Annotated in this window: 13 protein-coding genes; 8 read left to right on the forward strand and 5 right to left on the reverse strand. The window is 69.5% G+C overall.

The features are described from left to right. Positions 1-11: 11 nt before the first annotated feature. A complete protein-coding gene (locus JJ685_RS15455) occupies positions 12-989 on the reverse strand; it encodes a tripartite tricarboxylate transporter substrate binding protein (protein ID WP_201675156.1) in 978 nt (325 codons plus the stop codon). Positions 990-1,100: 111 nt separating this feature from the next. Here JJ685_RS15455 and JJ685_RS15460 point away from each other — a divergent pair, with 111 nt between their 5' ends. After that, positions 1,101-2,036 (forward strand): LysR family transcriptional regulator, encoded by a 936-nt coding sequence (locus JJ685_RS15460; RefSeq protein ID WP_201675157.1) that lies wholly within the window; start codon positions 1,101-1,103, stop codon positions 2,034-2,036. Positions 2,037-2,206: 170 nt separating this feature from the next. Here the strand turns inward: JJ685_RS15460 and JJ685_RS15465 are convergent, their stop codons facing one another. Further along, a complete protein-coding gene (locus JJ685_RS15465) occupies positions 2,207-3,091 on the reverse strand; it encodes a sulfurtransferase (RefSeq protein WP_201675158.1) in 885 nt (294 codons plus the stop codon). A gap of 275 nt (positions 3,092-3,366) precedes the next feature. Between JJ685_RS15465 and JJ685_RS15470 the strand changes: the two genes are divergently transcribed. From JJ685_RS15470 to JJ685_RS15480, 4 genes are all read left to right on the forward strand, one after another. Further along, positions 3,367-3,771, forward strand: coding sequence for a PPC domain-containing DNA-binding protein (locus JJ685_RS15470; protein ID WP_201675159.1), 405 nt, complete (start codon positions 3,367-3,369; stop codon positions 3,769-3,771). 375 nt (positions 3,772-4,146) lie between these two features. Further along, positions 4,147-4,647, forward strand: coding sequence for a C40 family peptidase (locus JJ685_RS15475; protein WP_201675160.1), 501 nt, complete (start codon positions 4,147-4,149; stop codon positions 4,645-4,647). A 99-nt stretch (positions 4,648-4,746) separates the two neighbouring features. Then, positions 4,747-5,694: a S1C family serine protease gene (locus JJ685_RS29845; RefSeq protein ID WP_236599015.1), complete on the forward strand. Its 948-nt coding sequence runs from the start codon at positions 4,747-4,749 to the stop codon at positions 5,692-5,694. 65 nt (positions 5,695-5,759) lie between these two features. After that, complete coding sequence (locus JJ685_RS15480) at positions 5,760-7,328, forward strand: cation:proton antiporter (protein ID WP_330901778.1); 1,569 nt, start codon at positions 5,760-5,762, stop codon at positions 7,326-7,328. Between the two features lie 11 nt (positions 7,329-7,339). On the opposite strand, the gene JJ685_RS15485 is transcribed toward JJ685_RS15480, so the two are convergent. Beyond that, a complete protein-coding gene (locus tag JJ685_RS15485) occupies positions 7,340-8,233 on the reverse strand; it encodes a LysR family transcriptional regulator (protein ID WP_201675162.1) in 894 nt (297 codons plus the stop codon). A 107-nt stretch (positions 8,234-8,340) separates the two neighbouring features. Between JJ685_RS15485 and JJ685_RS15490 the strand changes: the two genes are divergently transcribed. Continuing rightward, positions 8,341-9,252, forward strand: a complete 912-nt coding sequence (locus JJ685_RS15490; RefSeq protein ID WP_236599016.1) for a pyridoxamine 5'-phosphate oxidase family protein — start codon at positions 8,341-8,343, stop codon at positions 9,250-9,252. Between the two features lie 31 nt (positions 9,253-9,283). Here JJ685_RS15490 and JJ685_RS15495 read toward each other — a convergent pair whose 3' ends face one another. Continuing rightward, positions 9,284-9,505, reverse strand: coding sequence for a hypothetical protein (locus JJ685_RS15495; RefSeq protein ID WP_201675163.1), 222 nt, complete (start codon positions 9,503-9,505; stop codon positions 9,284-9,286). A gap of 200 nt (positions 9,506-9,705) precedes the next feature. Continuing rightward, on the reverse strand, positions 9,706-10,611 hold the full coding sequence (locus JJ685_RS15500) for a LysR family transcriptional regulator (RefSeq protein WP_201675164.1): 906 nt from the start codon (positions 10,609-10,611) through the stop codon (positions 9,706-9,708). 118 nt (positions 10,612-10,729) lie between these two features. On the opposite strand from JJ685_RS15500, the gene JJ685_RS15505 reads away from it, so the two are divergent. After that, positions 10,730-11,686 carry a Bug family tripartite tricarboxylate transporter substrate binding protein gene (locus JJ685_RS15505; protein WP_201675165.1) on the forward strand — a complete coding sequence of 319 codons (957 nt, stop codon included), beginning with the start codon at positions 10,730-10,732 and terminating at the stop codon, positions 11,684-11,686. Beyond that, positions 11,676-12,371, forward strand: coding sequence for an SDR family NAD(P)-dependent oxidoreductase (locus JJ685_RS15510; protein ID WP_201675166.1), 696 nt, complete (start codon positions 11,676-11,678; stop codon positions 12,369-12,371). The genes JJ685_RS15505 and JJ685_RS15510 overlap by 11 nt, the downstream gene beginning before the upstream one ends. The last annotated feature ends 1 nt before the right edge of the window (position 12,372 follow it).

Consider the following 12,372-nt stretch of genomic DNA (forward strand, 5'->3'; position numbering starts at 1 on the left):
AAAGGGCAAGCTCACTGGGGCTGGAAGCTGATGGACTTGAACAGCTGCCGGTATTCCGTGATCTCGGCCGCGTAGAACTTGTCCAGCTCCTGGATCGTCATCGGCCTGGCAATGGTGGAGCCCGCCTCCTCGAGGTTCTTGCGGGTCGCAGGGTTCTTCATGGCCTCCGTGACGGCCTGGTTGATCCGCAGCACCGCCGCGTCGGACGTGTTGCGCGGGACCGCGACGCCGGCCCAGATGTCGAAGACGAAGTCGTTCATCTGCCTGCTCTGGGCAAAGGGCTTCAGTCCGGGCCAGGCGTGGAGCGGCTCGCGCGAAGTCACGGCAATGGCGCGCACTCGCTGGTCCTTGATCATTCCGGGCACGGGGCCGGCCAATGCAAAGAACGCGACGTCGATCTGCCCCCCTGCGATGTCCGTGATGAGCTGCGTCCCGCCCTTGTACGGGACGTGCAGCATCTTCAGGTTCGTGCGGGCCGCCAGCTTCTCGCCCAGGATGTGGAACAGCGACCCGGGACCGACGCTGCCATAGGAGACGTCGCGCCCCTTCGCCCAGGCGAGGAACTCTTCGAGATTCGAGGCGGGGATGTCCTTGCGCGCGAGCAGCACCACGGGCGTGGTCGCGATCAGGCTCGCGAGCCGCAGGTCCTCGGGCTTGTACTTGACGGCCGACAGGCTGAAGGGCGCCAGCATGGCCTCGATGGGCGTGACCAGCACCTGGCTGTGCCCGTCGGCAGCGGCATTCAGCACCTTCTGCGTTCCCAGCGCGCCGCTCACGCCACCGAGGTTCTCGATGATCACCGGCTGCGCGAGTTGCTTCTGGTAGTCCGCCTGGATCTGGCGGGCCAGGTAGTCGGACGCCCCCCCGGCGGGATACGGAACCATGAGGGACACGGTCTTGCCGGGGAACACCTGGGCGGCAGCGGTGCCGGCCAGCGCAAAGACGGCAGCCAGGGCGGCGCAGCGGCGAACGACTGAGAGGATGGACATGGACTTGGGCTCCTTGGTTGCGCCCGCAGTCTAGAAAGGCACGCGCCTTGCGCCTAGCGCATTGTTTGCATCGCTCCGATGCGCCGCTTACATACGCTCCTATACTGGGCCATGGACTTGCGCCGGCTCGAGCACTTCCTCGCTCTGTGCGAGCACGGGACCTTCCACCGCGCGGCAGAAGCGGTGCACCTGAGCCAGTCCGCCCTCAGTCGCAGCATCCAGGGTCTCGAGGAAGACCTCGAAGTGCCGCTGTTCGACCGGCTCACGCAGGGGACGGTGCTCACCCCCGCCGGCCGCCAGCTGCTGCCCGCCATACGCAAGCTGCTCGCCGATGCCAGGGACCTGCGGCGACAGGCCGGCCTGTGTCGCCTTGGCGATCTGGCCGAGATCCGCCTCGGCACCAGCCCCACGCCAGGGGCGGTACTCATGCGGCCGCTGATGCTGGAGGTGACACGCTTCCGGCCCGGGCTGCGCATGCACGCACGCATCGACAGCAACGAGGACTTGCTCGGCGGCTTGCAGGAGGAAAGGTTCGACCTGGTCGTCCTCGACGCCACTTTCCTCGAAAGTCCGGAAGGCTTGGACATCGAGCAGCTCCATCCACAGGCCGGCGGCTTCCTGGTGCGGCAAGGGCATCCGCTGGCGCAACGAAGAGACCTCGATGTGGAGGAGATCCATGGCTTTCCCGTCGCCGCAGTGAGCTCCACCGCGGCCTTCGCGCGCCGCCTGGTGGAAGCGCTCGGCCCTGGGGCGCATCCCGCACGCCTCGTCACGCACTTCTGCGACAGCTACCAGGTGCAGCGTGACCTGGCACTGCGGACCGACACGGTGATCCTTTCCCTGTACTCGATCGTGCAGGAGGAGATCGATGCAGGAACCATCGTGCCCCTGCACATCCGGACGCGATCGGCAATGCCGATGGGCCTCTACGCCATGGTGCGGCTTGCCGACCGCACGTCGTCCCCGTCGCTCGACTTCGTCCGGGAGAGGATCCGGCGAGTCTTTGCCGGAGAGGGATCGCCGGCGCCCGGGGCCTCGCGGCCCTGACCGCGGCCGGACCTTCCGGGGCAGGTAACTGTGCTGCGCCCTGACGCCGTCAACGACCATCGGCGGCGGCTCGAAAGAAGGCAGCAACACCTGGAGCGCGCCTGATCGCACGAGGTTGGCCACGACAAAGTCCGGGGTGAGGGCAATGCCGAGACCGGCGAGGAGCAATGTCACGCCGCAGCGTTGCCGGGATGCGAACTCCATTCCAGCCAGCCGCCGTCGTAGACGCTGATCCGCTCCCAGTTCATCACCCACGCATAGAAGAAGGCGAGTGATGCGCGCCATCCCGTACCGCAATAGAAGGTGGCGTGCTTGGCCGGGTGGATCCCCGCAGCCTTCCAGAAAGCCTGGATCTCGGCCGCCGACTTCATGGTGCCATCGGGATGGTGGAAGTCACTCATGCTCTGGACGTCGCCGTCATGACCGGCGCGGCCCCAGCGTGCACCGGGAATCTCCCCCCTGGCGCAGATGTAGCTGTAGCCGGAGGTCTGACCGGTGAACTCGCCCCAGCTGCGGATGCTCACCAGCACGCCGTCGTCGCGGTGCACGAGGCCGCGCACCTGGTCCATGCCCACCAGGTAATCCGGTCGTGCCGGGAAACGACTGCCGAAGCTCTCCGCGGCTGGATACCGGCGCGGAGCACCCGTTGTCACCTGCCGGCCCGATCGCAACCACGCCGCGAAGCCCCCATCGAGGAGTCGCACGTCCTGAACGCCTGCATACAGCATCAGGTGGGCGGCGCGCGCCGCGCACAGCGGGTTCCGGCTGTACAAGAGGACGGGCGTGTCGAACCGGATCCCGTGCTCCAGCAGGACCCGCAACAACGCCGCGTCGGGCACCTTGTTCCAGAGCGGCCCGCTTTCCAGTTGATGCGTGTCCAGGTACCCGGCGCCCGGAATGTGGCCTTGCGCCGCCTGCTGCCCGAAATCGCTGGACACTTCGAACAGCCGCCAGTCGATCGAGGGCGCGGCATCGACTGCTTCGCCAGCCAGCAGCGCGGCCAGCCACTCGGGCGTCACCAGCTGCTGCCAGCGCGGGACGCGGCGGGGCAGCATCGCAGTGCGTGCAGCGGATCTTTGTTCGAAGTGGGCTCGCCGCGGCATTCGGACGTTGCAATTCTCTCGGGGGGTCGTGGAGCGGCGCGGAAAGACGGGACCTCGCTGCGACGCTTCGACGCGCCGGCAGGGCGGGACCGCAGGAACAGGGCCATCGGTTCGCAGCTTACCGGAATCGGCTGCCGCCTTTCCCAGCCGGTGGCCGCGCCGTGACCGCGCGCGCGGGCAGGGCAGCTTCGGCTCCGGATGCGGGTGCTGGGGTGTAATCTCGGGCCATGCGGGAGTTGGTCCTTCGGCTCGAGCCCGGCGCCGACCTGCGACGAGCGGTCGAGACACAGTGTCGTGCATGTCTCCCGGGCGGAGGCTTCGTCCTCTGCGGCATCGGCAGCCTCATGCACCCCTTGCTGCGCCTGGCGGGCCAGGACGACGAGACCCGCTTCGAAGGGCCGTTCGAGATCCTCACGCTGGCCGGTTCGGTCACCCCCGATGGCGCACACCTTCACGCGAGCATCTCGTCCGCGCAAGGCGGCGTCTCTGGCGGGCATGTCCTTTACGGCAACCATGTGCGGACCACCGCGGAGCTCCTGATCGTCGGCGTCGAGTCTTTGCGCCTGTCCAGGGAAGTCGATGCGACGACCGGCTTCCTGGAACTCGTCGCGAGGCGGCACGAAGCGCCCTGAGAGGGCGCGCGGTGGACCTCCGTTCGCGCTCAGGCGGCGGGCGCCGACGCAGCGCAAATGCAGCCAGACTCCGCGGCGTCGCAAGCGCAGCCGCTCGGGCATGCGCAGCCCGCGCTGCCGGCTCGCGTGGCCGGCGCGGTACCCTGGCAGCCGCAGGAGCAATCGCGGCCCGGGCAGTTGGTGCATTGGCAGGGGGAGGCGTCGAGGGAATGCATGGGGATTTCCTTTCCTGGGTGGGCGAACCCGGCGGGTTCGTGGAAATGGATTCTGCGTAGCGCACGCCTTCGCGGCTTGAACGAAGAGGCTGACTTTCGCGGCGACGAACTTCCCCGGGATCCAGGCTCTCCAATGCCTGAAGGACGTACGATCGCACCCATGAATATCGAACGGCGAAGACTCGTCGCTGGCGCGGGTTGGCTCGCTCTGGCCGGCCTGGCCGGCTGCGCGGCGCCAGCGAAAGATGGGCGCCAGGGCGCCTCCTTTCCGCGCCCTTCGCCGATGTCCGACCGGCAGGCCGGCGAAGCCGCGTTCCTGGCCCTGAGTCTGGTGGGGACCCCCTACCGATTTGGGGGCAACACGCCAGAGGCCGGTTTCGATTGCAGCGGCTTGATTGGCTATGTGTACTTGCGAGCGGCAGGGATTGCACCGCCTCGAACCCTCGCGCAACTTGGCCGCTGGGGGCAGTCCGTGAGTGCCGGTGACTTGCGCGCGGGCGACCTGGTGATCTTCGGCAGCGACGGTTCACCGTCCCACGCCGCCATCCATGCAGGTGAGTCGCGCTTCGTGCACGCGCCAAGCACCGGCGGAACCGTTCGCCTGAACGAAATCCGCGAACGGTACTGGCAAACCCGTCTGCTGGATTACCGGCGCGCCTGAGCTTCTGCGCGGCCAGCTCCGTCCCGCCGGCGTGCCCATAATGCTCCGCATGCCTCCCGCCTTCGCGGATGTCCCGCGCGGGCAGCGCCTGTCGAAACCATGAAGCCGTTTGCCTTTTTCGTGCGCGCCTTGCCCTTTCTTGCCAGCCTCGCCGCCCACGCGCAGGCACCCACGCCGCAACAGCTGTACGAGCGGCTTGCGCCCAGCGTCTGGCTCGTCCACACCTACGGGGACGGCGGAAAGCCGCTGGCCCGGGGCAGCGCGGTGGTGATCGCGGCGGAGACCCTGGTCACCAACTGCCACGTGCTCGAGGGCGCGAAGCGCTTCACCGTCACGAACGACAACGTCACGCATGAAGCGCGTCCGCAGTACATCGACGCGGAACGCGACCTTTGCCAGGTCATGGCGCGCAACCTGCGGGCGCCCGCGGTGGCGCTGGGCGACAGCGACACCGTCGTCGTCGGCCAGAAGGTGTACACGCTGGGCAATCCGCGCGGCCTGGAGCGCACGTTCAGCGACGGTCTCGTATCGGCGCTGCGGCGTTCGGACGACCAGAAGCTCCGGCGGATCCAGTTCAGCGCGCCCATCTCGCACGGCTCCAGCGGGGGCGGGCTGTTCGACGAACAGGGACGGCTGGTCGGCATCACCGCCAGCGGCTTCGACGATGCGCAGAATCTCAACTTCGCCCTCCCGGCCAACTGGGTGAGCGAACTGGCGGAGCGCGGCGAAGCGGCCAGGCAGGTCGCGTCGGCGCGCGCGGCCGCGAGCGCGGCACGTTCGGCGCGCGACATCAATGACGTCGCGGCCGTTCCAACCAGCGAGGGCTGCCGCGGCGACTACCGCAAGTTCCTGACGTCCCGCGCCCCGCGCGCCTTCGCCATCAGCACCGCCGGCGAATGCGCCTGGGCCAACGGCGCGGGATCGCCGCACCCGGAAGTCTCGAAAGCCAGGGACCCCATCGAGCGCGCCCTGGATTACTGCCGGTCCCGCCACGGGAAGGGCTGCAGGATCTACGCCGTGGACCAGCGGGTGGTCTGGGACCGGTAGCGCGGCCGGCTCGACGGTTCCGATCGCGGTTCCTTCCCGCGGCCGGCGCCGCCATACTCCGCCTCGTGCGGGAACTCGAACACATCCTGGCCCTCTTCGTGGCCGCCGTGCTGCTGGCCGCCGCCGCACGCAGAGCCGGCGCGCCGTATCCCGTCTTCCTGGCGATCGGCGGCGCGCTGCTGGCCTTCATCCCCGGTGCACCGAGTCCGGTCCTGCCGCCCGAACTTGTCCTGGCCCTGTTCGTGGCGCCGATCCTGGTGGATGCCGGCTACGACGCCTCGCTGCGCGACCTGCGCGAGAACTGGGCCCCGCTGGTGAGCCTGGTGATCTTCGCGGTGGGACTCACGACAGCGGCAGTGGCCGCCGTCGCCCACGCGCTCGTGCCGGGCCTTCCGTGGGGCGCGGCGATCGCACTGGGCGCCATCGTCGCGCCGCCCGACGCGGTGGCGGCCACCGCGGTGCTGCGGCCGCTGCGTCCGCCCCAGCGCATCCTTGGCATCCTCGAGGGCGAAAGCCTGCTGAACGACGCCAGCGCGCTCCTGATCTACCGGCTCGCCGTGGGCGCGGTGGCGGCCGGCGGCTTCTCGGTGCAGGCGGTGGCCCCGACCTTCCTGCTGGCGGTCCTGGGCAGCCTCGTCGCGGGGCCGGCATTGGGCTGGCTGGTGCAGCGCCTGCTGGAGCAGGTGCAGCACATCCCCACGGCCATCATCCTGCAGTTCGTGGGCACCTTGACCGTGTGGCTCGTGGCCGAACACGTCGGGCTCTCGGGCGTCCTGACCACGGTGTGCTTCGCCATGACGCTGGGACGCACGGCACCGGCGCGCACGCCGGCACGGATCCGCGTTCCGACGAACGCGGTGTGGGCCACGGTGGTGTTCGCCCTGAACATCTTCGCCTTCATCTTCATCGGGCTGCAGATCCGCCCGATCCTGGTGGAACTGCCGTCCTCGGCACGCGAGCAGTACCTGCTGGTGGCGGCCGCCGTACTCGCCACCGTGATCCTGGTGCGGATCGGCTGGCACATGTCCTTCAACGCCGTGATCCGCTGGCGCGACCGCCGCCATGGCTTCCATCCGCCCCGGCCCATGCTGCGGCCCACCGTCGGCAGCGGGCTGGTGATCTCCTGGGCCGGCATGCGCGGCATCGTCACGCTCGCGGCGGCGCTGGCGCTGCCCGGGGACTTTCCGGCGCGCGACCTGATCGTGGTCACGGCGTTCTTCGTGGTCCTGGGGACGCTGCTGATCCAGGGCCTCACGCTGAAGTCGCTGCTGCGCGCACTGGATCTCCATGACGGCGACCCCGTGGCGCGCGAGGAGCACGAGGCGCGCCGGCGCATGCTGGAAGCGGCGTACGCGCAGCTGCCTTCCGGGGATGCGCCGGCCGTGAACCTCGTGCGCAAGGACCTGAAGATCCGGCTGGGGCAGCTGCAGCGCGGCGAGGGGCCCCATGCGTCCTTCGCCGTGGAGTACGACAGCGCGTACCGCGGCGCCCTGCGCGCCGCCAGGCAGGTGCTGCTCGCGATGCGTGACAGCGGTGACATCGGCGACGACGCGTTCCACACGCTGGAGAACGACCTGGACTGGATGGAGGTGTCGGACCCGCTGCGGGCGGCCAACGCGGACGCGACGGAGTAGCGGCGCTCGCCTCAATCCCGGCGGAAGCCGGTGAGTTCCTGCCGGGCGAACTCGATGAAGGCCCGCGTGCGGGCCGGCAGCAGCCGTGCGTGCGGATACACGATGTTGATCGGGCGCGGCGGCAGTTCGAAGTCCTCCAGCACGACGCGCAGCTGCTTGCGCTGGAGCAGGGGCTCCACCTGGTAGGAGAAGAACATGCCGAAGCCTGCGCCGTCGGCGCAGGCCTGCACCGCGGGCCAGACATGGTTGAACTCCAGGGGGCCGCTCACGGGCACCTGGAAGACGCGCCCGTTCTCCTGGAAGTCGCCCCAGCCGGTGCGCCCGGACAAGACCCGGATGCAGTCGCGCCCCTGCAACTCGCGCGGGTGCCGGGGCACGCCCGCGCGGCGCAGCAGGGCCGGGGTGGCGACCACGACCCGACGCACTTCACCGAGCGGCTGGGCGACCAGCGAGGAGTCCTCCAGTCGCCCGATGCGGACCCCGAGGTCCAGCCCTTCCTCCAGCAGGTTCACCACGCGATCGAGCAGCAGCGTGGTGCAGCGCATGCCGGGGTGGCGCTGCACGAAGCGGGTGACCACCGGCGCCACGTACATCTGGCCGAACAGCACGGGGGCGGTGACGTGCAGGTGTCCCGCGGGCGTGGAGGCCTCGGCGCGCAGCGCCGCCTCCGCGTCCTGCAGGGCGGAGAGGATGTGCCGCGAACGCTCCAGGTGCTGGCGTCCTTCCTCGGTGAGCGTGATCCGCCGCGTCGTCCGCTGGAAGAGCCGCACGCCCAGCTCGCGTTCGTAGGCCGCCAGCGAGCGCACGACGGCGGGCAGCGAGGTGCCGAGCGTGCGCGACGCCGCCGTCAGGCTGCCTGCCTCGGCGATCCCGACGAAGGTCTGCATCGCGCGAAACTTGTCCACCGGCCCATATTACTGCGCCAATCGGAGCAGTGTCCTGCGTCGTGCGCCATTTATTCCGGTTGCGGCAGCAAACAGAATCGCCTCACTGCTTCCGACAGGAGAACACCATGGGCATGAACGCCGAGGCCTGGCACGCCGGCGAACAGGAACTGCATCGCCGGGAGGGGATCGCCGCCCGCATGGCGGAAGTCGGCGCGCGCGCGCTGCGGGACCACATGCCCGAGCAGCATCGGCTGTTCTTCGCCGAACTGCCGGTCGTGTATGCCGGCCTGCTCGATCGGGAGGGGCAGCCCTGGGCCACGCTGCTGGCGGGCGCACCGGGCTTCGTTTCCTCGCCGACGCCGCAACGGCTGCGGCTCGCTGCGCGCGCGTTGCCGGGCGATCCCGTCGCGCCCTCGTGGCGTGAAGGCGCTGCCGTCGCGTTGCTGGGCCTGCAGGCCGAGACGGGGCGGCGCAACCGCATGAACGGCTGGATCGTGGGCGACCAGGACGGCGCGTTCGAGGTCGCCGTGGGCCAGAGCTTCGGCAATTGCCCGAAGTACATCCATCCGCGGCGCGCGGTGCACACGCGCTCTCCCGCACCGGTGCAAGTCACCACGGGCGATGCGCTCGACGAGGCGGGAGCGCGCATCGTGCGGAGTGCCGATACGTTCTTCATCGCGAGCGCGCATCCCGCGGCATCGCGTTCGCGCGACCCCGCGGAAGGCGTGGACGTGTCGCATCGCGGCGGACCCGCCGGATTCGTGCGCGTCGAGGCCGACAGCGCGCTGTTGGCGCCGGACTACCCCGGCAACATGTTCTTCAACACGCTCGGCAACCTCCAGGTGGAACCGCGTTGCGGCCTGCTGTTCCTGGACTTCCGCCGCGGCGAACGCCTGCATCTCGCCTGCCGCGCGGCACTGGTGCCGGAAGCGGCAGCAGCCGGCTCATGGGCCGGCGCGCTGCGCGCACTGCGATTCCAGGTGGAGCGCGCAGTGCGGGTTGCAGGAGGGCTGCCCCTGCGGTGGGAGGAAGAGTGAGGAAGCGCGATGGAAGCATCGCGCCGGCGCGTCAGTCGCTGGAGTTCGGCAGGCCCTGGATGACGAGGAACAGTGCGAGCGGCCAACCCGGCATGATGCCGGCGACCCAGGCGGTATCGAAGATCGGCAGCTTGAAGTAGTGGATCGCGATGTAAAGGGGCAGTGGAAGCAACGCCAGCAAGGCGGCCAGGGCCAGGAAAAGTTTGCGCGGGGATTCGTGAACGGGGGCGTAAATCGGAGCGTGATGAATCATGGAGCCGTTTATACGGGCCCATGCTCCCCACGCTGTAACGCAGACCCCGTGCTGTAACGCAGGCGCGGTGCGGCCGCACACTGACGCAGGCGCGGCGCAGCCACACACTGTTGCATGGGGGTTACTTGAGGTAGCGCAATGGAACGTCCTTCGTGCGGCTCGTACAACGCCGCAAAGGTCCTCGCAGTAATGCGCGCATGCTAGGCGCGCTTGCCACCTCCGCCCCGTTCGCGCAGATGCCGTACCAGCACTTCCAGCAGGCTGGCCGCTGGCGGCGGCACCGGGTGGCGCGGATGCGATACCGCCACCAGCTGGCGCGCCAGCGTGGGCCGCACCACGCGGTGCGCGCGCAATCGCCCCTCGGCGAGCCTGCTGCGCAATGCGGTGCGAGGCAGCAGCGTGGCGAGCTCGCCCTGCTCCACGACTTGCGCGATGGCCGGCAGCGAGTCGATCTCCAGCGCGCATTCCAGCTGCAAGCCGGCCGCATCCGCGAAGCCTTCCAGCGCCACGCGCAAGCCATGCTGCCGCGTGGGCAGCACCAGCTTCAGGCGAGCCACTTCGCGCAAAGCGATCTTGTCCGGCAGCCGCGCATGCCGCGGTCCCGTGGCCAGCACGAACTCCTCTTCCAGCACCGGCTCCGCCTTCAATGCGAGCCGCCGCGGCTTGTTGACGATCGCCGTGTCGAGTTGTCCGCTGTTCACGCCCTGCACCAGTGCCTCGCTGTAGGCCTCGGTCACCGAGACCGTCACGCGCGGAAAGCGCTCCAGGAACTCTGCCAGCGCGGCGGGCAGCACGTCCTGCGCGATGCTCGCGGGCAGGCCGATGCGCGCATGGCCGGCCAGCTCGCCGCCGGTCTCCAGCAGCTCCGCGCGGGCGCGCTCGAACTCGGCCAGGATGGGGAGAAAGCGCGCGTACATCTGCGCTGCATGCGCCGTGGCCACCATGCCGCGGTTGCTGCGCACGAACAGCTGGCGTCCCAGCTCCTCCTCCAGCCGCGCCACCTGCATGCTCAACGCGGGCTGCACGATGTTCAGCCGGTTGGCGGCGCGGGTGACCGAACCCTCTTCGTAGAGCACGACGAAGTACTGGATCTGGCGGTAGTCCATGGCCGTTCGATATCAGGCCAAATGATAGCGGCGTCAGAAAACATGATTTGACCTGATGGTGCCGCGCCCGGAAGATGCGACAACCGCCCCCGAGGCGCGAGAGCCATCAGGAGACAACATGCCTTTCACCCGCTTCCTTGCCGCCGCCGCGCTGGGCCTTGCCGCGCTGGGCGCGATGGCGCAGACGTATCCGTCGCGTCCCGTGCGCGTGATCATCCCCTTCCCGCCGGGCGGCACGCTCGACACGCTGGGGCGCTCGCTGGCGCAGAAGCTGGCGGAGCAGACCGGCCAGCCCTTCGTCGTGGAGAACAAGCCGGGCGGCAACGGCGTGATCGGAGCCGACGCGGTGGCCAAGGCCCAGGCCGATGGCTACACCCTGCTGTTCAACGCATCCACCTTCGTCACCGCGCCCATGACCATGAAGTCGGTGCCGTACGCGGTGACGCGCGACTTCGCGCCCGTCGCGCTGGTGGCCAAGGCGCCGCTGTCGGTGGCGATCAACAAGAGCCTGCCGGTCACGGACCTCAAGTCGCTGCAGGCCTATGCGAAAGCGAACCCGGGCAAGCTGACGTTCGCGGTCGGCTCCATCGGCTCCGCGGGGCACCTGGCGACCGAGCTGCTCAAACGCAGTGCCGGCATCGACTACATGGTGGTTCCCTACAAGGGCACTGCGCCCGCCTTCCAGGACCTGATTGGCGGCCAGATCGCGGGCTTCATCGATCCCATCCTCGGGTCGCTGCAATACCACCGCAGCGGCATGCTGCGGGTCGTGGCGGTCACCTCCGACAAGCGCACTCCCAACCTGCCGGAGGTTCCCACCGTCGCGGAAACCCTGCCAGGCTACGAGTTCTACAGCTGGTACGGCCTGTGGGCGCCCGCGAAGACGCCGGCCGACATCGTGCAGCGCCTCAACGCGGAAACCAACAAGGCCATCGCCGCCGAACTCCGCGACAAGTTCAGCGCGCAGGGCCTCGTGTTCCAGCCGGGGTCGGCCGCGGACTTCGCGAAGTTCCAGGAAGCCGACATGGCGAAGTCGCTGAAGATCATCACCGAAGGCCAGATCCGTGTCGAATGAACGGCGCGCCGTCGTCACCGGCAGCAGCTCGGGGATCGGCCTGGCCATCAGCGAGGCCTTGCTGGCCGGCGGCTGGCAGGTCACCGGCCTGGACCAGGCGTCCGCGCAGATCGTGCACGAGGGCTTCGAGGCGATGACGGTCGACCTGTGCGATCCCGCGCAGTGCGACGCCGCGGCGCAGCGCGCGAGCGGCGCGCAGGCGCTGGTCCACGCGGCCGGCGTGCTCCGCGTTGCGCCGCTGGGCGAACTCGATGGCGCCGCGGGCGAGCGCATGTGGCGCCTGCACGTGGACGCCGCCACGCGGCTGGCCGATCGTCTGCTGCCGCCCATGGCGCGCGCGCGGGGGGGCCGCGTGGTGCTGGTGGGCAGCCGCGTCGCCCGCGGCGCCGCCGGCCGCAGCCAATACGCCGCGACGAAGGCGGCGCTGGTGGCGCTGGCGCGCAGCTGGGCCGCGGAGCTCGCGCCCTCTGGCGTGACCGTCAACGTCGTCTCCCCCGCCGCCACCGACACACAGATGCTGCAGGATCCGGCGCGGCAGTCGGTGCCGCCGCGTCCCACGCCCATGGGCCGCCTGATCCAGCCGCAGGAGGTGGCAGCGCTCGTGGCCTTCCTGCTGTCGCCGGCCGCGGGCGCGATCACGGGCCAGGAGATCCAGGTCTGCGGCGGCGCCTCGCTGGGGAGTTGAG

This window comes from Ramlibacter monticola (assembly GCF_016722785.1).
Classification (GTDB): Bacteria; Pseudomonadota; Gammaproteobacteria; order Burkholderiales; family Burkholderiaceae_C; genus Ramlibacter; species Ramlibacter monticola.

Bases quoted from the DNA above. Each gene is read 5' to 3' on its own strand.
- JJ685_RS15460 (WP_201675157.1), top strand. From the start codon at position 1,101: ATGGACTTGCGCCGGCTCGAGCACTTCCTCGCTCTGTGCGAGCACGGG.
- JJ685_RS15475 (WP_201675160.1), top strand. From the start codon at position 4,147: ATGAATATCGAACGGCGAAGACTCGTCGCTGGCGCGGGTTGGCTCGCT.
- JJ685_RS15470 (WP_201675159.1), top strand. From the start codon at position 3,367: ATGCGGGAGTTGGTCCTTCGGCTCGAGCCCGGCGCCGACCTGCGACGA.
- JJ685_RS29845 (WP_236599015.1), top strand. From the start codon at position 4,747: ATGAAGCCGTTTGCCTTTTTCGTGCGCGCCTTGCCCTTTCTTGCCAGC.
- JJ685_RS15490 (WP_236599016.1), top strand. From the start codon at position 8,341: ATGGGCATGAACGCCGAGGCCTGGCACGCCGGCGAACAGGAACTGCAT.
- JJ685_RS15465 (WP_201675158.1), bottom strand. From the start codon at position 3,091: ATGCTGCCCCGCCGCGTCCCGCGCTGGCAGCAGCTGGTGACGCCCGAG.
- JJ685_RS15500 (WP_201675164.1), bottom strand. From the start codon at position 10,611: ATGGACTACCGCCAGATCCAGTACTTCGTCGTGCTCTACGAAGAGGGT.
- JJ685_RS15495 (WP_201675163.1), bottom strand. From the start codon at position 9,505: ATGATTCATCACGCTCCGATTTACGCCCCCGTTCACGAATCCCCGCGC.
- JJ685_RS15505 (WP_201675165.1), top strand. From the start codon at position 10,730: ATGCCTTTCACCCGCTTCCTTGCCGCCGCCGCGCTGGGCCTTGCCGCG.
- JJ685_RS15455 (WP_201675156.1), bottom strand. From the start codon at position 989: ATGTCCATCCTCTCAGTCGTTCGCCGCTGCGCCGCCCTGGCTGCCGTC.